At 66.6% G+C, this 20,401-nt stretch carries 22 protein-coding genes; 13 read left to right on the forward strand and 9 right to left on the reverse strand.

The window, feature by feature from the left end:
* Nucleotides 1-7: 7 nt before the first annotated feature.
* From AC5RWD_RS12615 to AC5RWD_RS12640, 6 genes are all read left to right on the forward strand, one after another.
* On the forward strand, nucleotides 8-1,483 hold the full coding sequence (locus AC5RWD_RS12615) for an NAD-dependent malic enzyme (RefSeq protein WP_494020324.1): 1,476 nt from the start codon (nucleotides 8-10) through the stop codon (nucleotides 1,481-1,483).
* Between the two features lie 23 nt (nucleotides 1,484-1,506).
* Nucleotides 1,507-3,105: a malate synthase A gene (gene aceB / locus AC5RWD_RS12620; protein WP_494020325.1), complete on the forward strand. Its 1,599-nt coding sequence runs from the start codon at nucleotides 1,507-1,509 to the stop codon at nucleotides 3,103-3,105.
* A 3-nt stretch (nucleotides 3,106-3,108) separates the two neighbouring features.
* On the forward strand, nucleotides 3,109-4,380 hold the full coding sequence (locus AC5RWD_RS12625) for a DUF6986 family protein (protein WP_494020326.1): 1,272 nt from the start codon (nucleotides 3,109-3,111) through the stop codon (nucleotides 4,378-4,380).
* 10 nt (nucleotides 4,381-4,390) lie between these two features.
* The gene (locus AC5RWD_RS12630) at nucleotides 4,391-5,203 is read left to right on the forward strand and encodes a bifunctional allantoicase/(S)-ureidoglycine aminohydrolase (RefSeq protein ID WP_494020327.1); all 813 of its coding nucleotides are present in this window, start codon (nucleotides 4,391-4,393) and stop codon (nucleotides 5,201-5,203) included.
* Between the two features lie 118 nt (nucleotides 5,204-5,321).
* Nucleotides 5,322-5,678, forward strand: coding sequence for a VOC family protein (locus AC5RWD_RS12635; RefSeq protein ID WP_494020328.1), 357 nt, complete (start codon nucleotides 5,322-5,324; stop codon nucleotides 5,676-5,678).
* 35 nt (nucleotides 5,679-5,713) lie between these two features.
* Nucleotides 5,714-6,523, forward strand: coding sequence for an SDR family oxidoreductase (locus tag AC5RWD_RS12640; protein WP_494020329.1), 810 nt, complete (start codon nucleotides 5,714-5,716; stop codon nucleotides 6,521-6,523).
* Between the two features lie 83 nt (nucleotides 6,524-6,606).
* Here the strand turns inward: AC5RWD_RS12640 and AC5RWD_RS12645 are convergent, their stop codons facing one another.
* Nucleotides 6,607-7,782: a zinc-dependent alcohol dehydrogenase gene (locus tag AC5RWD_RS12645; RefSeq protein ID WP_494020416.1), complete on the reverse strand. Its 1,176-nt coding sequence runs from the start codon at nucleotides 7,780-7,782 to the stop codon at nucleotides 6,607-6,609.
* 196 nt (nucleotides 7,783-7,978) lie between these two features.
* Between AC5RWD_RS12645 and AC5RWD_RS12650 the strand changes: the two genes are divergently transcribed.
* Nucleotides 7,979-8,251: a hypothetical protein gene (locus tag AC5RWD_RS12650; protein ID WP_494020330.1), complete on the forward strand. Its 273-nt coding sequence runs from the start codon at nucleotides 7,979-7,981 to the stop codon at nucleotides 8,249-8,251.
* 75 nt (nucleotides 8,252-8,326) lie between these two features.
* Here the strand turns inward: AC5RWD_RS12650 and AC5RWD_RS12655 are convergent, their stop codons facing one another.
* The 3 genes from AC5RWD_RS12655 to AC5RWD_RS12665 form a co-directional block, all read right to left on the reverse strand.
* Nucleotides 8,327-9,040, reverse strand: coding sequence for an HAD family hydrolase (locus AC5RWD_RS12655; RefSeq protein WP_494020331.1), 714 nt, complete (start codon nucleotides 9,038-9,040; stop codon nucleotides 8,327-8,329).
* A 23-nt stretch (nucleotides 9,041-9,063) separates the two neighbouring features.
* Nucleotides 9,064-9,399, reverse strand: coding sequence for a YegP family protein (locus AC5RWD_RS12660; RefSeq protein ID WP_494020332.1), 336 nt, complete (start codon nucleotides 9,397-9,399; stop codon nucleotides 9,064-9,066).
* Nucleotides 9,400-9,474: 75 nt separating this feature from the next.
* Nucleotides 9,475-11,280 carry a glycoside hydrolase family 15 protein gene (locus AC5RWD_RS12665; protein ID WP_494020333.1) on the reverse strand — a complete coding sequence of 602 codons (1,806 nt, stop codon included), beginning with the start codon at nucleotides 11,278-11,280 and terminating at the stop codon, nucleotides 9,475-9,477.
* Between the two features lie 159 nt (nucleotides 11,281-11,439).
* Here AC5RWD_RS12665 and AC5RWD_RS12670 point away from each other — a divergent pair, with 159 nt between their 5' ends.
* From AC5RWD_RS12670 to AC5RWD_RS12680, 3 genes are read left to right on the forward strand one after another with little or no spacing between them, the layout of a single operon-like run.
* Entirely contained in the window at nucleotides 11,440-12,162 is a 723-nt protein-coding gene (locus tag AC5RWD_RS12670; protein WP_494020334.1) for a GAF and ANTAR domain-containing protein, read from the forward strand.
* 10 nt (nucleotides 12,163-12,172) lie between these two features.
* Nucleotides 12,173-12,910, forward strand: coding sequence for a DUF72 domain-containing protein (locus AC5RWD_RS12675; RefSeq protein ID WP_494020335.1), 738 nt, complete (start codon nucleotides 12,173-12,175; stop codon nucleotides 12,908-12,910).
* Between the two features lie 52 nt (nucleotides 12,911-12,962).
* Nucleotides 12,963-14,036: an App1 family protein phosphatidate phosphatase gene (locus tag AC5RWD_RS12680; protein WP_494020336.1), complete on the forward strand. Its 1,074-nt coding sequence runs from the start codon at nucleotides 12,963-12,965 to the stop codon at nucleotides 14,034-14,036.
* A gap of 13 nt (nucleotides 14,037-14,049) precedes the next feature.
* On the opposite strand, the gene AC5RWD_RS12685 is transcribed toward AC5RWD_RS12680, so the two are convergent.
* Nucleotides 14,050-15,603, reverse strand: a complete 1,554-nt coding sequence (locus AC5RWD_RS12685) for a glycoside hydrolase family 1 protein (RefSeq protein WP_494020337.1) — start codon at nucleotides 15,601-15,603, stop codon at nucleotides 14,050-14,052.
* A 66-nt stretch (nucleotides 15,604-15,669) separates the two neighbouring features.
* Nucleotides 15,670-16,062, reverse strand: a complete 393-nt coding sequence (locus AC5RWD_RS12690) for a VOC family protein (protein ID WP_494020338.1) — start codon at nucleotides 16,060-16,062, stop codon at nucleotides 15,670-15,672.
* Nucleotides 16,063-16,240: 178 nt separating this feature from the next.
* On the opposite strand from AC5RWD_RS12690, the gene AC5RWD_RS12695 reads away from it, so the two are divergent.
* On the forward strand, nucleotides 16,241-17,752 hold the full coding sequence (locus tag AC5RWD_RS12695; protein WP_494020339.1) for an AAA family ATPase: 1,512 nt from the start codon (nucleotides 16,241-16,243) through the stop codon (nucleotides 17,750-17,752).
* A 126-nt stretch (nucleotides 17,753-17,878) separates the two neighbouring features.
* Here the strand turns inward: AC5RWD_RS12695 and AC5RWD_RS12700 are convergent, their stop codons facing one another.
* From AC5RWD_RS12700 to AC5RWD_RS12710, 3 genes are all read right to left on the reverse strand, one after another.
* A complete protein-coding gene (locus tag AC5RWD_RS12700) occupies nucleotides 17,879-18,301 on the reverse strand; it encodes an Hsp20/alpha crystallin family protein (protein ID WP_494020417.1) in 423 nt (140 codons plus the stop codon).
* A 202-nt stretch (nucleotides 18,302-18,503) separates the two neighbouring features.
* Entirely contained in the window at nucleotides 18,504-18,809 is a 306-nt protein-coding gene (locus AC5RWD_RS12705) for an MmcQ/YjbR family DNA-binding protein (protein WP_494020340.1), read from the reverse strand.
* Nucleotides 18,810-18,813: 4 nt separating this feature from the next.
* Nucleotides 18,814-19,590, reverse strand: coding sequence for a phosphatase PAP2 family protein (locus AC5RWD_RS12710; protein ID WP_494020341.1), 777 nt, complete (start codon nucleotides 19,588-19,590; stop codon nucleotides 18,814-18,816).
* Between the two features lie 151 nt (nucleotides 19,591-19,741).
* On the opposite strand from AC5RWD_RS12710, the gene AC5RWD_RS12715 reads away from it, so the two are divergent.
* Both AC5RWD_RS12715 and AC5RWD_RS12720 read left to right on the forward strand, forming a co-directional pair.
* Nucleotides 19,742-19,984, forward strand: coding sequence for a hypothetical protein (locus tag AC5RWD_RS12715; protein WP_494020342.1), 243 nt, complete (start codon nucleotides 19,742-19,744; stop codon nucleotides 19,982-19,984).
* Between the two features lie 160 nt (nucleotides 19,985-20,144).
* Nucleotides 20,145-20,342 (forward strand): hypothetical protein, encoded by a 198-nt coding sequence (locus tag AC5RWD_RS12720; protein ID WP_494020343.1) that lies wholly within the window; start codon nucleotides 20,145-20,147, stop codon nucleotides 20,340-20,342.
* Nucleotides 20,343-20,401 lie beyond the last annotated feature (59 nt).

The raw sequence follows: 20,401 nt of genomic DNA on the forward strand, positions 1-20,401 counted from the left end.
ATATTCAATGGCGAACCCGAGCCCCGGAAACTCAATCACCCTGCGCGTGGAAGCCCCCTCGAGCTTCACGGCCACCAGCGAGCTCGCGGCAGCCGTCGGTGCCGCCGGTGCAGCGATCACCGCGCTGGACGTCACCGAGTCCCACCACGAGACACTGGTTGTCGACGTCACCTGCAACACCACCGACCAGGACCACGCGGACCGCGTGAAGGATGCACTCAACGCGCTCGACGGCGTGACCGTGCGCAACGTCTCGGACCGCACCTTCCTGATGCACCTGGGCGGCAAGCTCGAGGTGGTCCCCAAGGTGGCCTTGCGCAACCGCGATGACCTTTCCCGCGCCTACACGCCCGGCGTCGCCCGCGTCTGCCTTGCCATCGCCGAAAACCCCGACGCCGCCCGGAACCTGACGGTCAAGCGGAACACGATCGCCGTGGTCACCGACGGTTCCGCCGTCCTGGGCCTCGGCAACATCGGCCCCGCAGCCGCGCTCCCGGTCATGGAGGGCAAGGCCGCGCTGTTCAAGCAGTTCGCCAACGTTGATGCCTGGCCGGTCTGCCTGGACACCCAGGACACCGAGGAAATCATCAAAATCGTCAAGGCCCTCGCCCCGGTCTACGGCGGCGTCAACCTCGAGGACATCGCCGCACCGCGCTGCTTTGAGATCGAGAACCGGCTCCGAGAGGAACTGGACATCCCGGTCTTCCACGATGACCAGCACGGCACCGCGATCGTCACGCTGGCCGCCCTGGTCAACGCCCTCCGCGTCGTGGGCAAGAAGCTCGCGGACGTCCGCATCGTGGTCTCCGGTGTCGGCGCCGCAGGCTCCGCCATCATCCAGCTCCTCAAGGCCCAGGGCGCGCAGCACATCATCGCCGCCGGCCGCTCCGGCGCCATCCACGCCGGTGAGAAGTACGACGACGAACACCGCACCTGGATTGCCGCCAACACCAACGAAGAGGGCTTCTCCGGCACCCTGCACGAGGCCCTCAAGGGTGCCGACGTCTTCATCGGCGTCAGCGCCCCGCACGTCATCGGCGAGGAACAGGTCGCCTCGATGGCCAAGGACGCCATCGTCTTCGCCATGGCCAACCCGACGCCTGAAATCGACCCGGCAGTGGCGTCGAAGCATGCGGCTGTCGTCGCCACCGGCCGCAGCGACTTCCCGAACCAAATCAACAACGTCCTGGCCTTCCCGGGCTTCTTCCGCGGGCTGCTGGACGCCGGGGCATCGGATATCACCCCGGAAATGCTCGTCGCCGCCGCCGAGGCAATCGCCAACCGGGTTGCTGACGACGAACTGAATGCGAGCTACATTATCCCCAGCGTCTTCGATCCCCACGTGGCCGCCGACGTCGCCACCGCGGTTGCGAACGCAGCGCATGCGGCCGCCGGTGTTCGGACCGCACCGGCAGCGGCCGGAAACGAAGCAGCACCCGCAACTGAGGCTGCGCCTGCGGACGCAGCCCTCGCCAACGCCTGAATCAGCCCTGGAAAGGACCCACAATGGCTATCACAGTCACAGACCCCCGGCCGATCGAGCGTGCGGAGGAGATTCTCACCCCGAAGGCCCTCGCGTTCGTGGAGGAGCTCCACAAGCGCTTCGCCGGCAGGCGCGGCGAGCTGCTCGCGGCCCGCAAGGCCAAGCGTGAGCAGGTGGCACGGACCGGCCGCCTGGATTTCCTGCCGGAGACAAAGAACGTGCGCGACGGCGACTGGCAGGTTGCGCCTGCACCGGCGGCGCTGCAGGACCGCCGGGTTGAGATGACCGGACCGGCGTCGCCGGCCAAGATGGCCATCAACGCCCTGAACTCCGGCGCCAGGGTGTGGCTCGCCGACCTTGAGGACGCCAGCACGCCAACGTGGGGCAACGTCATCGATGCCATCCTCAACCTCCGTGACGCCGCCACGGGAACGCTGAGCTACACCTCCCCCGAGGGCAAGGAATACCGGCTCCGCACTGACGCCCCGTTGGCCGTCGTCGTGGCCCGCCCGCGCGGCTGGCACATGGAGGAGCGGCACCTGCTGCTCGACGGCGAACCCGCCGTCGGCGCGCTGGTGGACTTCGGCCTGCACTTCTTCCACATCGCCAAGCAGCTGGTGCTCAACGGCCACGGCCCGTACTACTACCTGCCGAAGATGGAGAGCCACCTCGAGGCACGGCTGTGGAACGACGTGTTTGTCTTCGCCCAGGACTTCCTCGGCCTCGGCCAGGGCACCATTCGCGCCACCGTCCTGATCGAGACCATCCCCGCCGCGTTCGAGATGGACGAGATCCTCTACGAGCTGCGTGACCACGCCTCAGGCCTGAACGCCGGCCGCTGGGACTACCTGTTCAGCATCATCAAATACTTCCGCGACGCGGGTGCCAGCTTCGTGCTGCCGGACCGCGCCACCGTGGCCATGACCGCGCCGTTCATGCGGGCCTACACGGAACTGCTGGTGAAGACCTGCCACCACCGCGGTGCCTTCGCGATGGGCGGCATGGCTGCGGTCATTCCCAACCGGCGCGAACCCGAGGTCACCGCGCAGGCCTTCGAGAAGGTCCGCGCGGACAAGACCCGTGAGGCGAACGACGGCTTCGACGGCTCGTGGGTGGCCCACCCGGACCTCGTGCCCGTGTGCCAGGAGGTCTTCGATTCCGTGCTCGGCGACCGGCCCAACCAGCTGGACAAGCAGCGCCCTGAGGTCTCGGTCACGGCCGGCCAGCTGCTGGACATCGCCTCCGCGGAAGGCCAGGTCACCGAAGCAGGCCTGCGGCTGAACCTCTACGTTGCCGTGGCCTACACCGCCGTCTGGATCTCCGGCAACGGCGCTGTGGCCATCCACAACCTGATGGAGGACGCCGCCACGGCGGAAATCTCCCGATCGCAGGTTTGGCAGCAGATCCGCAACGAGGTGGTTCTCGCGGACACGGGCCACAAGGTCACCCGCGAACTGGTCACCCGGATCCTGGCCGAGGAAACCGAAAAGCTGCGCGGCGAGGTGGGCGAGGAAGCGTTCGCCCGCTACTACCAGCCCGCCAGCACCCTGATCGGGGAGATCTGCCTGTCCGAGGACTACACGGACTTCCTCACCACCCCCGCCTACGAACTGGTGGGCTGAGGCATGGCTGTACCCGGAACATCCCTGACCGCGGCGGACCTGGCCCGGATCGACGGGCAGCTGGCGGACACTGACCGGCTGCTTGAGCAGAACTACCCGGGCGACGACGGTTCCCGCCAGCCCGTCCACACGGTCTACGTTCCCGCTGACCGTTTCACGTCGTCGTTCGCTTCCGACTGGGGAACCCAGGCGCTGGCGACGGCGGCCGCCCACGGCGGCCTGTCCCGGCTCGGTGCGCTGCTGGGCCAGGACGCCGACCTCGCCGAGGCAGTCGCCTCCCGGGTGGAGACGAAACTGGGCAGCGAGCCGATTGAGGACCTCCGGCTCGACTTCGAGGACGGGTTCGGGGACAGGGGCGACGACGCCGAGGACGACGCCGCCGTGGCCGCGGCGACCGCCGTGGCCGCCGCAGTTTCGGCCGGCTCCGCGCCGCCGTTCATCGGGATCCGGTTCAAGTGCTTCGAGGCCCCCACCCGGGCCCGCGGGCTCCGTACCCTCGACCTGTTCGTCTCCGGCCTGGCCGCGGCTGGCGAACTGCCCGAGGGTCTGGTTCTGACCCTGCCCAAGGTCACCACGGTGGCCCAGGTGCAGGCCATGGACTACGCGGTCTCCCGCCTTGAGGAGATCCACTCACTCCCGGCCGGCCGGCTCCGGTTTGAGGTGCAGGTGGAGACGCCGCAGCTCATCCTCGGCCCCGACGGGACATCCCCGGTGGCCCAGCTGCCGCACGCCGTTCCCGGACGAATCAGCGGCCTGCACTACGGCACGTACGACTACTCCGCTTCCCTGCAGATCTCGGCGGAGTACCAGTCGATGGAGCACCCGGTGGCCGACTTCGCCAAGGAGGTCATGCAGCTGGCCGTGGCCGGCACCGGCATCCGGCTGTCCGACGGATCCACCAACATCATTCCCGTGGGCGACAACGTGGAAAACGCCTGGCAGCTGCACGGCCGCCTGGTGCGCCGTTCCCTGGAGCGCGGTTTCTACCAGGGCTGGGACCTGCACCCGGCCCAGCTGCCCAGCCGTTTCGCGGCGACGTACGCCTTCTACCGGCAGGGCCTGCCGGCCGCGGCGGCCCGGCTGCGGAACTACGTCGAGCAGACGGAGGGCGGCGTCATGGACGAGCCGGCCACGGCCCGCGCGCTTGCGGCGTTCGTGCTGCGCGGCGTCCAGTGCGGCGCGGTGGGCGCCGACGAGGTGCTGGCGCTTGCCGGCGTCGGGCTCCCCCGGCTCACGTCGCTCGCCCACCCCCGGCTCACCACAACGTCAAAGTAAGGATCCAGACATGGGCAAGTACTACTACCCCGAAGGCGGCCTTCCGCCGCAGACCCACCTCACCACCGAGCGCGCCATCGTCACGGAGGCCTACACGGTCATCCCGAAGGGCGTCCTGACCGACATCGTGACGAGCAACCTCCCCGGTTTCTCCAACACCCGCTCCTGGATTATCGCGCGCCCGATCTCCGGGTTCGCCACGACCTTCTCGCAGCTCATCGTCGAGATCGGACCGGGCGGCGGGGCACCCCGGGCCGAGTTCGAGGAAGGCGTGGAGGGCGTCGTCTTCGTCACCAAGGGCACGGTTAACCTCACGCTCGACGGCGAACTGCACCAGCTTGAGGAAGGCGGCTACGCCTACCTGGCCGCGGGAGCGCAGTGGGGACTGGAGAACGTCTCGGACGACATCGTCTCCTTCCACTGGATCCGCAAAGCCTACGAACGGCTCGAGGGGTACGAGGCCAAGTCCTTCGTCACCAACGAGAAGGACGTCGAACCCACGTCGATGCCGGACACCAATGACGTCTGGAAGACCACCCGCTTCACGGATTCCAGCGACCTGGCGCACGACATGCAGGTGAACATCGTGACGTTCCAGCCCGGCGGCGTCATCCCGTTCCCGGAAACGCATGTCATGGAGCACGGCCTGTACGTGCTGGAGGGCAAGGCGATGTACTTGCTGAACAATGACTGGGTGGAAGTGGAGGCCGGCGACTTCATGTGGCTGCGGGCCTTCTGCCCGCAGGCCTGCTATGCCGGCGGGCCGGGCGAGTTCCGCTACCTGCTCTACAAGGACATGAACCGGCAGGTCCGCCTGACCTAGCCGCTGCACACCCAAATCGCCGGAAGCCTGCAATTCGCCGCGGGCTTCCGGCGATTTCGCGCGCTTCCTGCGAGTTCAGCCCCTTGCGTTGGGACTGCGTGCGCGGAAGCATGAAGGCATGCTGACGATCGGAACGACTGTCCTTGGCGTCAACGACGTCGCCCGCGCCACCGCCTTCTGGTGCGACGCCCTCGGCTACATACCTCGGGACGACGGCGACGAAACGTGGGTGGTGCTCGTCCCGCAAAAGGGCGACGGCGCCCGCCTCGCCCTCATGCTCAGTGAGACCCCGGCGCAGTCCCATCCGCGCCTCCACCTTGATCTCTACGCCGACGACCAGGCCGCCGAGGTGGAGCGCCTCGTGGAGCTCGGTGCCGCCCGCGTGGACTGGGACTCGTATCCGGACGACCCCGACTTCATCGTGCTCGAAGACCCGGACGGCAACCGCTTCTGCGTTGTGGATGCCGCCGCCTGAACGGGGCCGCGGCAAGGACACTGAGAGGACGCACCATGGACGTTTCGCCCGATTTCTCGCCCCGTACCGCCATCGTCACCGGAAGCGATTCCGGGATCGGCCGGGCCACCGCCGTCGCCCTTGCCCAGGCAGGTCTCGACGTGGGCATCACCTGGCATTCGGACCAGGAGGGCGCCGACCGGACGGCGGAGGAGGTCCGGGCAGCGGGCCGCAACGCGGTGGTCCGGCAGCTTGATACCACCGACCTCCTGACCTGCGCCGGTGTGATCGACGCCCTCGCGGAGGAGCTGGGCGGCGTGGACGTGTTCGTCAACAACTCCGGCACCGGCGACGGCACCAAGTTCCTCGAGCTGAACTATGAAACCTGGGCGAAAACCCTGGACACCAACCTTCACGGTGCCTTCCTCTGTATCCAGGCGGCAGCCCGCCGCATGGTCGACGCCGGGCGCGGCGGCCGCATCATCGCCGTCACCAGCGTCCACGAAACACAGCCACGGGTGGGTTCGTCGGCCTACGATGCCTCCAAGCACGGGCTGGGCGGGCTCATCAAGACTATTGCACTGGAATTGGCGAGCCACGGCATCACGGCCAACTCCGTGGCCCCGGGTGAAATCGCGACGCCGATGACGGGCCAGACCGACGAGGACCCCCGGACCAAGGACCGGCCCGGCGTTCCGCTCGGCAGGCCCGGCGATGCCCGCGAGGTGGCCGCCGTCATCGCGTTCCTCGCCTCCCCGGCGTCCAGCTATGTCACCGGAGCGTCATGGGCGGTCGACGGCGGCATGCTCCAGATGGGCCCGCAGGCAGGCTCCCACATCACTGGCCACGATTGGCGGGAAGGCTGAGCCACGGAAAGCGGCTGGCGGGTGTTTCGCCCGCCAGCCGCTTTCCCGGACCCCGCTGCTAAAGCCCGGTATCCAATGGCCCGTCAGGGCTTGAGGACAACTTTGATGCAGCCGTCCTCTTTCTTCTGGAATTTCTCATAGAGTTCCGGTGCGTCAGCCAGCCCTGCGGTATGGGTGACCAGATCCATCACACCCAGCGGATCGGCGTCGTCCTCCACCAGCGGAAGCAGCTCATCCGTCCACCGGCGGACGTTGCACTGGCCCATGCGCAACTGGATCTGCTTGTCGAACATGGTGAGCAGCGGCATGGGGCTGGCCGTGCCCCCGTAGACGCCGCTCAGGGAAAGCGTGCCCCCGCGCCGGACCGAGTCAATGGCCGCGTGAACCACGGCCAGCCGGTCCACGCCGGCGGTTTCCATGGCCTTCTGCGCCACTTTATCGGGAAGGAGCCCCAGCGCCTGGTGGGCGAAGCCCGCCACCGGCGAGCCGTGCGCCTCCATGCCGACGGCGTCCACCACGGCGTCCGGGCCCCTGCCGCCGGTCATCTCCCGCAGTTCGTCCGCGATGTCCTTGGAATAGTCCACGACCTCGACGCCGTGGCGCGCCGCCATCTCGCGGCGCTCCGGAACCGGATCAATACCGATGACCCGCTGGCCGAGGTAGGAGCCCACCCGGGAGGCGAACTGCCCCACCGGCCCAAGCCCGAAGACTGCCAGCGTTCCGCCGGCCGGCGAGTCGGCGTATTTCACGGCCTGCCAGGCCGTGGGAAGAATGTCGGAGAGGAACAGGTAACGCTCGTCCGGAAGCTCCTGCCCCACCGTGACGGGGCCGTAGTCCGCGAACGGCACCCGCAGGTACTCGGCCTGGCCGCCGGGGATCGAACCGTACAGCTCCGAGTAGCCATAGAGCGCGGCCCCGGAGTTCTTTTCCCGGACCTGGCTGGTTTCGCACTGCGACTGCAGGCCTTGCGAGCACATGTAGCAGTGGCCGCAGGAAATGTTGAAGGGAATGACCACGCGGTCGCCCTTGGCCAGGTTGGTGACGGCGCTTCCCACTTCCTCCACGATGCCCATCGGTTCATGGCCCAGCACGTCGTCCTTGTGCATGTAGGGACCAAGTACCTCGTACAGGTGGAGGTCAGAGCCGCAGATCGCGGATGACGTGATCCTGACGATCGCATCCGTGGGCTCCTGGATGACGGGATCCGGTACTTCCTTCACGCTCACCGAGCGCTTGCCTTGCCAAGTCAGTGCCTTCAATGGAGTGCCTTCCTGTTGCTGCACGTCGCGTCCTTTCGACCGTAACGTGCTCAGCACCGGATGTGAAGATCAGTATGCTTATCAATTTTCCTCGGATCCACAGCCTGAAGGTAAGCATCCTTGCTTTTCCCTTGTTTCGGCCGGAGCAAGCTCCTAGCGTAGGAACTGTTCTTGCCCCCTAGGAAAGGCGTCCATCATGTCGCTCTACCAGCCTGAACCGGTGGAAATCTCCACGCGCATGCGTCCAGGCGAATGGACGGAGGCCAGCCTGGAGGAACTGGTGACCAACTACCGCGCCAAGATCCTCGCGATGGGGGCGGCGGTTTCGGAGGTGGTCACCGAGGTGGTCAGGAACGACGACGGCTCGGTAGCGGTCGCGGTGTCGTGGAACAAGGGATCCTACGCTGACGAGCCTGAGGGCGGCGGGTTCACGAACAGCGAATCCAGGGCGGACACAGCCGAGGCCTGAGGCCGGGCAGGGCCTGGCCAGGATCCGCGGCCCGGCCGCGGGCGGGCAGGGCCCACTGGCTCCCGGGGCGGAAGCCTAGCCGGCGAGGAGCCGTCCGATCGCACTGCTGCCCAGGTTTTCCAGCAACTCACGCGGACCGCCGTAAACCTCCACAGCCCCCACGTCACGCAGTTCCGCCTCACTGGTGCCGCCGCAGGTCAGGGCGATGGTGGGGATGCCGAGCCTGCTGGCCGCCATGACGTCCCACACCGCATCGCCCACATACACCGCTGCGGAGGCCGGAACCTGCACGGCTTCGAGCGCTGCCACCAGGATGTCCGGCTCGGGCTTGCTGTTCTCCGCATCGTTGGCGCTCGTAGCGGCATCAATGAAGTCATCCGCGGACAGGGCCGACCGCAACGCCTCGAGATCCTGCTGCCTCGCGGAGGAAGCAAGAGCCACCGCCAGGCCGCCCTGACTGCACTTGGCCAGCAGGTCCCGGGCCCCGTCAAACGCGCGGAGCGACGGCCAGTACGTGCCGAAAACCCCGGAATGGGCAGACAGAATTGCCTCATCCACTTCCCTGTCCCGGGAGTCCGGCAGCAAGCTGTCCACCAGACGCGCCCCGCCCATTCCCACGCAACGGTGGATACGGGCCATGGGCACATCGAAACCGGACTGGCGGAAGGCGTGCCACCAGGCGAGAGTATGGATGTACGAGGAGTCGATCAGCGTCCCGTCAACATCGAACAGGACGCCCTTCTCACTGCGCCGCCCTTCAGACGACCGCACCCCTGACTGCCCCGCCATCGGCTCCCGCACTCCCGCCGGCCTCAGTGCTCGGCCATCTGCGGCGCGGAATCCCGGTCCGGCGCAGCTACCCGCTGCTGGGCGGCCCTCGGGGACCCGTAGCCAACCCCCACCGTCGACTTCACCGCCTGCCTTGCAGGCCTTCCATGACGCTTGTGAGCTGGGCGCTTGACCGCATCCTTGGAGCAGTCACGGATCAGGCCGGTGCCGGCGATCTCCCTCGCCTGGGCAACCCCCGCAACAGCTGCACGCTTCGTCGGGAAGGTAACTGACACCGCCATCAGCACCCCCGTTCCGTCCAGCAACCGGATCCTGTACCCGCCGTCGGGAGCGTCCACCAACTCGAAATATCCAGACATCTGGCCCTCCTCCTTCTTCACCCTTCGGTGACGTGTTTAGTAAGTATACTTACCTAACGCAAGAGGCGAGAGTCGTCACCCGGTAGCGGCTTGTGACCGCAGAGGCTTATCGCTCCGGCGGGGCCGGCGCTGGCTCAGTTCCAGGGCGCTGGTCACCAGGGCAAAGTGGCTGAAGGCCTGCGGGGTGTTCCCCAGGTGCCGCGCGCTCTGGACGCCCCATTCCTCGCTCAGCAGGCCGACGTCGTTGCGCAGCGACAGCAGCCGCTCGAACAGTTCCGTGGCCTCCCTGCGCCGGCCGGCCCCAAGCAGTGCCTCCACGAGCCAAAAGGAACAGGCCAGGAACACCCCCTCGTCCCCCGGCAGCCCGTCGTCGCTGACCTGCGGCCGGTACCGGAGCACGTACCCGTCCTCCGTCAATTCCCGCTGGATGGCGTCGATGGTGCCAAGCACCCGGGGGTCGTCGGGCGGAAGGAATCCCACGCGGGGAATTAGGAGCAGGCTGGCATCGAGTTCAGGCCGGCCGTAGCTCTGCGTGAAGGTGTTCCGGCTAGGGTCGAAGCCGTGCTCCATGACCTGGGCGTGGATGGTGTCGCGGAGTGCTTCCCAGCGGTCCGCCGGCCCGGGAAGCCCAGCATCCCGGACGCCTTTGACCATCCGGTCCGCCGCAACCCAGGCCATCACTTTGGAATGGGTGAAATGGCGGCGCGGGCCGCGCATCTCCCACAGCCCGTTGTCCGGCTGGTCCCAGGCGCCTTCAAGGTATTCCATCAGCGCCACCTGGACGTCCCACGCTTCGTCGGTATGCTTCAGCAGCGAGTTGCGGGTCAGAGCAAGGCAGTCAAGCACCTCACCCCACACGTCCAGCTGCAACTGGCCGGCGGCGGCGTTCCCCACCCGCACCGGTGACGAATTCTCATAACCGGCAAGCCACGGCAGTTCCAGTTCCGGCAGCCTGCGCTCGCCGTGGATTCCGTACATGATCTGCAGGTCGGCCGGATCCCCCGCCACGGCCCGCAGCAGCCAGTCCCGCCACGCCGCCGCCTCGGAGGTGTAACCGGCGGCCAGCAGCGCCTGGAGCGTCAGGGTGGCATCGCGGAGCCAGCAGAAGCGGTAGTCCCAGTTCCGCGGCCCGCCCAACTGCTCCGGCAGCGACGTGGTCACGGCCGCAACGATACCTCCGGTGGGCGCATAGGTAAGGGCCTTGAGCGTGATCAGCGAGCGCTGCACGGCGTCCTTGTAGGGCCCGGACACCCTGCACTTGTCCGTCCACTCCCGCCAGAACCGTTCCGTGGAGTCCAGGACTTCCTCGGCGTCCACTGACCGGGGCCGCCGGACATGGCTGGGCGCCCACGTCAGCACGAACGGCACCCGCTCGCCGGCCTTAACGATGAAGTCGCTGACGGTGTGCATGCGTTCGCCGCGCAGCGGGGCGGTGGTCACCAGGTAGGCAGAATCGGGTCCCGCGATGGCGTGGAGGCCGTGGCTGTCCCGCCGCACCCAGGGCATGATGTGGCCGTAGTCGAAACGCATGGCCAGCTCGCTCCGCATCCGGACGTATCCGTGCAGCCCCACCACGATCCGCACGATGTCAGCCACCTCGTCGCGGGGCGGCATGAAGTCGATAACCCGGACCGAGCCGGTATCGGTCTCCCACTCTGTTTCCAGGATGAGGGTGTGCCGGCGGTAGCGGCGCCGCGTGCAGCCCCCGCCGGTTGCCGGGGCGAGGAGCCAGCGGCCGGCTTCGGGCGTGTCCAGCAGCGCATTGAAGCAGGCCGGCGAATCGAACCGCGGCAGGCACAGCCAGTCGATCGATCCTTCAGTGCTGACCAGGGCCGCCGTGTGCAGATCACCGACCACCGCATAATCCTCGATGCGTACCATGCCCTTACAGTGCCACAGCAGGCCCCGCCGCACGAGGGGTGGCCTGCTGTAGCCTGATCTCAGGCGGAGCGGCCGCCGGAGCCTTAGCCATGACCCTTGCCCAGTTACCCCGCACAGCCGGTTGCAAGGGCGGAAGTGGAGCCTTGAGTGGATAGTCGCGTGAACGAGGCCGACGTGGTGGGCCACGTGCAGGACCTGTTGCTGGATACCCAGGATGTCCAGGATTTCCTTGAAGAGTTGGCGCGGTATTCGGCCGAGAGCATGTCCGGTCCCCGCGGCCAGATTTATTGCGGCATCACCCTTCTGCGGCACCGTTCGGCCGCCACGGTGGCCAGCAGCAGCGAGCGTGCCCAGGCAGTGGACGAACTCCAGTACCAGTTTGGCGACGGCCCCTGCCTTCGCTCCTGCAGGGAAGGCGTCCTGGTCCACGTTCCGGACTTCGAGCTCGACACCGAATTCCCGGATTACAACGACACAGTGCTGAAAAACGGCATCCGTTCGGTCCTGGCGGTGCCATTCGACCTGCCCGGCGCCGACGCGCGGGGCGGGCTCAACCTGTACTCCGAGACACCGTACGTATTTGACGCTGCCGCCGTGGAGAGCGCAATCAGCTATGTCCGCCAGGCTTCAAAGGGTCTCCGGCTCGCGGTGCTGCTCGCCCAGCGGAACGACAACGCCGCCAACCTCAGGCGGGCGATGGAGTCCCGGACCATCATTGACACGGCAGTCGGGATTATCATTGCGCAGAACCGCTGCAGCCAGGAGGACGCCATCAACCTCATCAAGTCGGCGTCCAGCACGCGCAACCTGAAACTGCGGGATGTCGCTGCGGCCATCGTGGAGTCTGCCGGCGGCGGCACCGTGACAACCCACTTCGACTGACGCCCGCCAAGTGAAGATCCACATCGGCACGTCCGGCTGGAGCTACGACCACTGGGAAAATGTGCTGTACCCGCCCGGGCTTCCCACCCGGGACAGGCTGCAGCACTATGTGGCGAGGTTCAGCACAGTGGAGCTGAACGCCAGCTTCTACCGCTGGCCGCGGGACACCACGTTCGCCGGCTGGCGGACCAGGCTGCCTGCCGGTTTCGCCCTGTCCGTCAAAGCCCCGCGCGGCCTCACCCATGGCAAGAAGCTGTATGGTCCGGAAGTCTGGATCGAACGGATAGCGCGCTGCTGGCACGAGCTCGGCGACAAGCGCGCTGTGCTCCTGGTCCAGCTGCCTCCCGGCATGGTACGGGATGATGCCCGCCTGGAGTATTTCCTCGCCGCCATGCCCGCGTGGGTCCGGGTGGCCGTGGAGTTCCGGCATCCGAGCTGGGAGCAGCCGGAGGTTTACAGGCTGCTGGAACGACACCAGGCCGCGTACACCGTCATGAGCGGCGCCAATCTGCCCTGCAACCTGCAGGCGACCGCACCGTTCGTCTACGTCAGGCTGCACGGCCCCGACCATCAGTACCTGTACGGCGGTTCCTATTCCGACACGGAACTGGGCTGGTGGGCGGACAGGATCCGGGAGTGGAGGAGCTCCGGAAGGGAAGTCTTCGCTTATTTCAATAACGACGGCGACGGCAACGCCGTGCGTAACGCGGCCACTCTGAGGGGCATGCTGGGAGACGGCGGCGAGTAACAGAGCGCAGGCGGGCAGCCCATGTGCCGCCGCCCTGTGGCAGAGTGAAGGCATGGACATGGCGTCGCAGGAATCACCGTTGTCAGGGACGAGCTTGTCAGGGACGCGCGTCTTCCGCGTGGCCCACTGGCTATCCGACTCGATCAATACCGCGCGCCTGAAGCTGGCCCGCCGCTGGAAGTTTGAGCCCAAGACGATCGCGTACCAGGGCTACGGCTCCACAGAATGGGTCCGTGTCCTTGGCAGGGTGGTGCTGGCCAGCAAGCCCGTGCCCGGCAGCCGCGCCGACCATGCCGCCCGGAACGGCACCGAAAACGTGCGTGGCTGGCGCGCCTTCACCAGCGTGCCCATCCCCCGCTCCGAAGTGGAGATTGAGATCGGCGGAACAGTCACGAAGGTCAAGGCCGACCGGGGCGGTCTGGTGGACATCGATATACCGGTGGTCCTCGCCCCGGGATGGCACACCGCCATACTCCGTTCCGGGGATGCCGAACCGGCGGAAGCAAGCATTTTTGTCATTGCTCCGGATACAAAGTTCGGCATCGTCTCGGACATTGATGACACCGTCATGGTCACGGCCCTGCCCCGGCCGTTCCTGGCCCTCTGGAACACCTTTGTGCTGAGCGAGCGGGCCAGGATGGCCACGCCGGGTATGGCAGTGCTGCTCGACCGGCTCACGGTTGAACATCCCGACGCGCCGGTCATCTACCTCTCAACGGGGCCTTGGAATGCGGCACCCACCCTCGCACGGTTCCTGACCCGGAACATGTATCCGGCCGGCCCGCTGCTGCTGACGGACTGGGGACTGACCCAGGACCGCTGGTTCCGGAGCGGCCAGGAGCACAAGCGCCGTAACCTCGAGCGGCTCGCGGCTGAGTTCCCGCACATGCGCTGGCTCCTGATAGGCGACAACGGCCAGCACGACGAGCAGATCTACTCGCAGTTCACCCAGCACAACGCGGACAAGGTGGCTGCGATCGCCATCCGGCAGCTGTCCGTAAGTGAGGCCGTCTTCGCCGGCGGCCACTCCGAGGATGGGGACCACAGCGCCTCGACGGTGCCGTGGATCTACTCCCCCGACGGCGCGGGCATAGCCCGCCAGCTCCGGGAGCTCGAACTGCTTTAGGTGCCGAACCGCTTTAGGTGACGGTTCCGCCGTCGGACATTCCGCCGTCGGACACCGCTGCATCTGTCAGCGTGCCGTCCGTTCCTGCTGCCGCGGCCGCGACGGCGGCATCCGTGGACGCTGCCAGCTTGCGTTCCTCCTGGAGTTCCTGGAACCAGTAGAACGAGGCCTTCGGCGTGCGCTCCTGAGTCTCGTAATTCACGTGCACCAGGCCGAACGGCTGCTTGTAGCCGCCGGACCATTCGAAGTTGTCCATCAGTGACCACACGTAGTAGCCGCGCAGGTCAATTGCCTCGGCTTCGCCGCCGGGGGCCGTGGCACGGAGGGCGGTGCCCAAGTGGTCGGAGAGGTAGCGGAGCCGCCGCTCGTCGGGGATGAAGGTCCGGTTGGTGGACTTGTCGCGGACCTTGATGTCCTCGAAGCTGGCCCCGCCCTCCGTGATGATGACGGGCGGAAGGTTCGGGTACCGCTCAGCCATTTCCTTGAGCGCCACGGCCATGTATTCGGGTTTAACGGGCCACCCGTAGGCAGTGGTTTCGGTGTCCGGCCACGGCTCGATGTGGAGCGGGGCACCGGGTGTGGCGTCCTTGAGGTCATCCCCCATCGCCTCCGCCATGGCCGCCGGAACGGGGCTGTCGCCACCGCCGGCTGCCACCCGGGTGGGCATGTAGTAGTTCATACCGTAGAAGTCCAGCGGCTGGGAGATGACAGCCATGTCCTCGTCGGGGTGTTCGAAGGATGAGAAGAACTTCGCCGCGCGGATGAGGTCCGGATATTTTCCGATGAGCACAGGGTCCGCGTAGAGCCGGTTCTGTGCCACATCCATGGCTCCCGCACTGATCCGGTCGAGGGGGTTGCCGGAGTGGGGCACCATGGGCGAGTACACGTTGGTCATGCCGATTTCGCCGGGCACCTTTGCGGCCCGCAGGGCCTGCAGCGCCAGGCCGTGGCCCAGCAGCTGGTGATGCACGGTGGGCAGGCTGTTCGCGAAGTCCGCCTTGCCCGGTGAGTGCAGGCCCAGGGCATAGCCGTTGGTGGTGACGGTCGCGGGTTCGTTGATGGTCACCCAGCGCGCCACCCGGTCCCCGTACGCGGCCGCGGCAATGGCGGCGAAATCCCCCAGCCTGTAGGCAGTGTCCCGGTTGAGCCAGCCGCCGTCCTCGTCGAGGGCCAGCGGCGTGTCCCAGTGGTAGAGGGTGACCATGGGGGAAATTCCGTTGGCCAGCAGCTCATCCAACAGCCGGTCGTAGAAGTCCAGGCCGGCCCGGTTCACCACTCCGCGTCCGTCCGGCTGGATCCGCGGCCATGCCAGCGAGAACCGGTAGGAATCTATGCCCAGTTCTTTCATCAGGGCCACGTCTTGCGGCATGCGGTGGTAATGGTCGCAGGCGACGGCGGGGCTGTGGCCGTCCACGATCGTCCCGGGTTTGGCGGCAAAGACGTCCCAGCCGGCAGGTCCGCGGCCGTCCTCGTCGAGCGCCCCTTCAATCTGGAAAGCTGCCGTGGCTACTCCCAGGGTGAACCCCGTCGGGAGCATGGCGGCTAGTTCTTTGGCGGAAGTATGCATGGATGGACCTCTGTGACGTTATGGACGGCTGGCGGGCCGAAAGTTCAGATTGCCGGAGTCTACCGCTCAGGTCGCCGCACTGCCGGGATTGATCACGGAAATCACGTTTCCGGCCGGGTCCTTGAACCATGCGATGTCCGGGCCCATACCGCGGGCAATCCCCTTCCCGTCGGTGGGCAGGTCAGGATCGTCGTAGATCTTGGTCTGAACGCCCGCAGCGTTGAGCTCATCAACGGCCGCCTCGACGTCGTCGACCACCAGGTTCAAGACGGTGAAGGTGGCGGGCTCATGGTTGTCCTTGGGGTAGACAAAAATCCGGTGGCCCTCGGGCATGGACAGCTCCAGCGTGCCCATCGCGCCGTCGGACACGGCCAGGCCCAGCGTCTGCCCGTAAAACTCCCTGGCGCGCGCCACGTCGTTGACGCTGAAGCTGGAAAACGAACCCTTGGGCGCAAACATGGCCTTCTCCTTCGATGACTCCAGTCCTTCTGCAGCTCAGGAGGATGAGGCACCCCTGGACTGCCGTAACTCCCAGAATGGCACAGGCCAGGGCCCCTGACGAGGGCCCCGGCCACGGGTCCCGGGGTCCTGCTCCGGCCTCGGCGCGGCCTTGACCGCCGCTGGTAGGGTCTGCGACATGGATGAAAAACTGGGGAAGTTCATCGACGATTTCGCGCGGCTTGTGGAGATTGCACAGTCCGGCCAGCACCGCGTCAAGGCGGGAACGCAGCTGCTGACAACAATCACCGACCATCTGGCGGTGCCGGCCGAATCACTCGCGGTGGTGGTGGAGGAGGTGCCGGCGCACCGGTTCGTGGACGCGGACATCCTGATGGCCGAACTCGCAAGCGAAGACGAGGAGTTCCGGCTGGTGGGCATCGGGGGCGGAGACCAGCGCCACCACCAGTCCCTGAGCGACATGCTGCAGCAGTCACAGTTCTTTCCGCAGTTTCCGCTGTCGCAGCCCGATTACATCAACCTCGCGGTGGGACCGGATGACCAGCGGCAGGCCGTGGCTCTGGGCCTATGGCTGTTCCGGCACGCGGGCAGACCTGTTGCCGTCCTGCAGCGGGACGCGGCGCCGCGCTACGGGAGGCAGACGGCGTGCCTCGAGGTCCTGGCCGCTGACGCCAACGGCGCGGCAGATTTCCTGTCCGAATTCCGCCGGCGCATGCAGCGCGGCAGCATCCTGAAAGGCCAGGTGATTTCCCTCGTCATGGGTGACTACGGGCCCAGCAGCGGAGGCGTGACGTTCCACGCCCGGCCGGACCTCACCGCCTCCGAGGTCATCCTTCCGCAGGGGCTGCTGCAGAAGGTGGCTGACCACGCCCTGGGCATCGCCGCGCACCGGGAGTCGCTGAACGAATACGGCCAGCACCTGAAGCGGGGCATCCTGCTGTACGGCAGGCCGGGGACCGGCAAGACCCACACCGTGCGGTACCTGCTGAGCCAGGGCGCCGGCATCACGGCGATCCTGCTGTCCGGCGGGTCCCTCGCCAGGATCTCGGAGGCGGCCGCCATGGCCAGGGCACTTCAGCCCTCGATCGTTGTGCTGGAGGACTGCGACCTGATCGCTGAGGATCGGAGCTTCGGGCACGGACCGCAGCCGCTGCTGTTCGAGGTGCTGGATGCCATGGACGGACTGGACCACGACGCCGACGTCGCGTTCGTCCTCACCACCAACCGCGTGGACATGCTCGAGCGGGCCCTTGCCCAGCGCCCCGGCCGGGTGGACCTGGCTGTGGACATTCCGCTGCCGGCTTTGGACGAGCGCATCGGACTCGTGACCCTGTACGCACGCGGAATTCCGTTCAGCCCGGATGCTGTCCGGGACGCCGCCGCCCGTACCGAAGGAACAACGGCCTCGTTCGCTCGCGAACTTGTCCGCCGGGCCGTCGTGCGCGCCGCACTGGATGAATCCCCCGTCTCGGACAGTCACCTGCTCGAGGCGGTGGAAGAACTGATGGCCGACGGCGAGACCCTCACCAGGAGCCTGCTGGGCAGCAGCCCCGCCGGCGGCGGGGACGGGCCGGGCGGTTTCCCCGGTCCCGGGTTTCCCGGACCCGGCTTCGGCGGGCCGGGGTTTCCCGGACCCGGCTTCTTTCCCGGCCCGGACTTCGGCAACGCCGGCTTCTCCGGGCCGGGCTAGACCCGCCTGCCTGGACAGTTCACAACCAGGCCGCACCGGTTGTGGGGTTCATCCACTGTGCGCGGGGCGGGCGGCCTTTGGATCCGGCTGGGATCCTCAGGCCGCCCCTGCCAGCGCGGCTGCCGGCTACGTCTCGATCTGATGCAGCTGGCCCTTGCTTTCGATCTCGATCTTCCGCGGCTTAGCCTGCTCCGCCACGGGAATACGCAGTGTCAGCACACCGACGTCGCAGCTGGCCTTGATGTTGTCCGTGTCCAGGGTGTCGCCCAGGATGAGCTGGCGGCTGAAGACGCCGCGAGGCCGCTCCGATACCACCAGCTCGACGTTGGGCTGGGTGGCGTCCCTGCGCTCCGCCCGGACGGTAAGGACGTTCCGTTCAACGTTCAGATCCACGTCGTCGGGCGAAATCCCGGGCAGGTCAAACGCCACGACAAATTCCCCGTCCTCCTGCCACGCGTCCATCGGCATGGCCGCCGGGCGGGCTGCTGTTCCGAAGACCTGCTGGGTGAGCCGGTCCAGCTCACGGAACGGGTCAGTACGGATAAGCATCATTTCCCACTCCCTTCAGCATCTTGGTTTTACGGCTGCCCACCACCGTTTATCTATGGTGATGGATATAGATTTTTTATAGCACCTGTCACAAACCAGGGCAAGAGGAAGATCAGGAAAAATCTGGGCGGGGAATCTATGGGCAACCGCCACGGCGCCCAGGCAGTGGACGACACCGAATCCCGACGCCCGCACTTGGGGACTACAGCCGGCCCCCGGCGAGCAGGAAAGAGTCCTCGAGCAGTTCGGCGAGCTGCCCAGCGTCGACCTTTGAAAGCCGGACCAAAATCAACTGGGGCGACCGCTCATGGTGCGGCGTCCAGAAGAACGTCTCCGGATCAGTTCCGGCGAGCGCCTCGCGCTCCGCTGTTTTGACCGTGAGTACGCCCGTTTCCCAGATGCGGGCCATCAGGGTTTTGGCGAACCACGCAGGCTGGTTCCAGCTGGTTCGTTCGGTCACGCCCGGCAGTGCAAGGCAGATCCGGCGGACATCGGCTTCGGTGGCCATGCCTTCAGTCCGGGACGTCGGCTTTGGAGAGCTCGCCGGTGACCTCCTCGCCCGGCACCCGGGCGGTCCGCCAGGTGTCCACGGCAATTACAGTGCCGAGCACCACCAGCGACAGCGACACCGACGCCACGGCGTCACTCACCCAGTGGTAGCCCAGGTAGAGCCTGCTGATGGCGGCCAGGAACACGCCGATGATGGCAACAACAAAACTGACGACGGCGGCTTTCGGGTTCCGGTGCCGGGAAAAGACCAGGAATGTGGTCACCAGCAGGAAGTCAGACGCACCCAGGACGTGGCCCGACGGAAAGGAAAACGTGTGGTCGGCGCCGAACAGCATGAGGTCGACCGGAGGCCGCTGGCGCTCGATGGATCTGCCGATAAGCTGCGCCAGCCCCACACCGGTGAGCATGGCCGCCGCCAGCAGAATCGGCCGCCAGGCATGTTTCGCCAGGATGCCCCACACCACTGTGACCACGAGGACGATGATCGGCAGTCCCACGGGTCCGAAGATGACCGCGAGGACTATCATCACCACGGTCAGCACGTCCGATCTGGTGGTCAGGAGCCATCTCTGCGCTTCCCCGTCAGCGCTGGCCATACCGTCATTCTGCAGGACTCCTGCGAGCGTTATGAAGAAGATGGTTGCACCGACGAGGGCCAGCACGATGGCCGTCACGTAGAGGCTTCTCCTGGCACCGGGTTCCATGTAGCGTTCTTCGACCACAAACTTGTCATGGAAGACCCGCCACCGGCCCTGCTTGCCCGCTGATTCTTCTGCCACCTGAAAGACCGCCTGTGCGCCGAGGAAAATTGCCTAGAAGTGAAGGTTATCCCTGTTCCGCGCGGGCCAGCAGAAACCTAAGCCCCCTTACGGATGTCTTCCCCCGCTGTTACGGTGAAACTCCCAGCCCCACGAGGTCTCAGGAGACGACATGAGCACTGAAGGAACCGGCCAGGAAGACCGGAGCAGCGGAACTGCGCCGCAGACCCAAGGGGACGGCGTGCCCGACTCCGGTGCCGGCGTCGCGATCGGAGCAGGCGAGCCGAACACTTTCGAACCGGAGGAGGGCACGGACAGCACGCAAACCGAAGCGCCAAGCGACGACCAGATTGCCACGGCGGAGGACACCCCGGACGTCGAGCAAACACCTGTGGACACCACCGAACCCAGCTGACCCGGTCCCCGGCTCGGCAGAACTTCGGGCCAGCCCGACTGAACGCTGCCGAACCGTCCGGCAGAACCGATAGACCCGTTCCGGTAGCCCTGTGCGGAATGACAGGCGCGGTGGATAATTAGTCACACATTGAAGTGGCAACGGGGCTACGGAGGCTGCCGTGAGGATCATCGGAACGCTTGTGGTCATCTGGCTCATCGTCGGCATTTTCGCCGCGTTTCAGCGGGGCTACTTCGGCGGCTCCCCGGACTCCTGCACGGAGGCCGGAACCGTGGCGATCACCATCGCCGCCGGACCACTGAACTACATGGGCGCCAACCCCAAGCTGACCTGCGAAGTGCCCCAGCCTTCCAAGTAAGCGCAGCCTTCCAAAGTAGTACGGCCTGTCCAGTACGTGCAGCCTGTCCAAGTAAGCCC

It is taken from the genome of Arthrobacter sp. CMU6 (genome assembly GCF_059090205.1).

Bases quoted from the DNA above. Each gene is read 5' to 3' on its own strand.
- AC5RWD_RS12660 (WP_494020332.1), bottom strand. From the start codon at position 9,399: ATGTCTGGATATTTCGAGTTGGTGGACGCTCCCGACGGCGGGTACAGG.
- AC5RWD_RS12695 (WP_494020339.1), top strand. From the start codon at position 16,241: ATGGATGAAAAACTGGGGAAGTTCATCGACGATTTCGCGCGGCTTGTG.
- AC5RWD_RS12650 (WP_494020330.1), top strand. From the start codon at position 7,979: ATGTCGCTCTACCAGCCTGAACCGGTGGAAATCTCCACGCGCATGCGT.
- AC5RWD_RS12625 (WP_494020326.1), top strand. From the start codon at position 3,109: ATGGCTGTACCCGGAACATCCCTGACCGCGGCGGACCTGGCCCGGATC.
- AC5RWD_RS12680 (WP_494020336.1), top strand. From the start codon at position 12,963: ATGGACATGGCGTCGCAGGAATCACCGTTGTCAGGGACGAGCTTGTCA.
- AC5RWD_RS12665 (WP_494020333.1), bottom strand. From the start codon at position 11,280: ATGGTACGCATCGAGGATTATGCGGTGGTCGGTGATCTGCACACGGCG.
- AC5RWD_RS12635 (WP_494020328.1), top strand. From the start codon at position 5,322: ATGCTGACGATCGGAACGACTGTCCTTGGCGTCAACGACGTCGCCCGC.
- AC5RWD_RS12655 (WP_494020331.1), bottom strand. From the start codon at position 9,040: ATGGCGGGGCAGTCAGGGGTGCGGTCGTCTGAAGGGCGGCGCAGTGAG.
- AC5RWD_RS12715 (WP_494020342.1), top strand. From the start codon at position 19,742: ATGAGCACTGAAGGAACCGGCCAGGAAGACCGGAGCAGCGGAACTGCG.
- AC5RWD_RS12640 (WP_494020329.1), top strand. From the start codon at position 5,714: ATGGACGTTTCGCCCGATTTCTCGCCCCGTACCGCCATCGTCACCGGA.
- AC5RWD_RS12705 (WP_494020340.1), bottom strand. From the start codon at position 18,809: ATGGCCACCGAAGCCGATGTCCGCCGGATCTGCCTTGCACTGCCGGGC.
- AC5RWD_RS12690 (WP_494020338.1), bottom strand. From the start codon at position 16,062: ATGTTTGCGCCCAAGGGTTCGTTTTCCAGCTTCAGCGTCAACGACGTG.
- AC5RWD_RS12685 (WP_494020337.1), bottom strand. From the start codon at position 15,603: ATGCATACTTCCGCCAAAGAACTAGCCGCCATGCTCCCGACGGGGTTC.
- aceB (WP_494020325.1), top strand. From the start codon at position 1,507: ATGGCTATCACAGTCACAGACCCCCGGCCGATCGAGCGTGCGGAGGAG.
- AC5RWD_RS12630 (WP_494020327.1), top strand. From the start codon at position 4,391: ATGGGCAAGTACTACTACCCCGAAGGCGGCCTTCCGCCGCAGACCCAC.
- AC5RWD_RS12615 (WP_494020324.1), top strand. From the start codon at position 8: ATGGCGAACCCGAGCCCCGGAAACTCAATCACCCTGCGCGTGGAAGCC.
- AC5RWD_RS12700 (WP_494020417.1), bottom strand. From the start codon at position 18,301: ATGCTTATCCGTACTGACCCGTTCCGTGAGCTGGACCGGCTCACCCAG.